This window comes from Arthrobacter sp. FW306-1B-F12A, assembly GCF_058781865.1.
In genome coordinates this window covers 1-639 of the sequence record NZ_JBYSXD010000118.1, presented here as the reverse complement: position 1 = coordinate 639, position 639 = coordinate 1, and the positions used below count along the sequence as shown (strand labels likewise).

1 rRNA gene is annotated in these 639 nt (G+C 55.7%); it reads right to left on the bottom strand.

The annotated features are described in order from the left end of the window. Positions 1-454: ribosomal RNA gene (locus AC3WJU_RS22475) — 23S ribosomal RNA — on the bottom strand; the annotation flags it as partial. Positions 455-639: the final 185 nt, after the last annotated feature.

Here is a 639-nt window from a genome sequence, read left to right as displayed (position 1 = left end):
TCTCCAGGCGGCACACAACATTACGGTTACGGGGCTAACACCCTCTCCGGCCGGCCTTTCAAGACCGTTCACCTATGTCCATGCTCTCACCCCACCGGTCCGGCAGAACCAGTACGGAAAGTCCCACAACCCCGCCCATGCAACGCCCGCCGGCTATCACACATGGAACGGTTTAGCCTCATCCGCGTTCGCTCGCCACTACTAACGGAATCACTCTTGTTTTCTCTTCCTGCGGGTACTGAGATGTTTCACTTCCCCGCGTTCCCCCCACGCACCCTATGTGTTCAGATGCGGGTCACCAGATCACGCAAAACGCGTCTGGCGGGGTTTCCCCATTCGGACATCCTGGGATCACCGTTCGGTTATCAACTCCCCCAGGCTTATCGCAGATTCCTACGTCCTTCTTCGGCTCCTAATGCCAAGGCATCCACCGTGTGCCCTTAAAAACTTGACCACACAAGATCAAAAAACTTCTCGAGAGAACCAAACCCCCGAAAGGGCCGGGTTCATAAAAAGAAATTGCTGTAAGACACACACACCCCACCACCCCACAAGAGGCAATGACCATGCGCGTGCCTAGATGCTCGCGTCCACTATGTAGTTCTCAAACAACAACCCCGTACCACACACCCCCCGCAC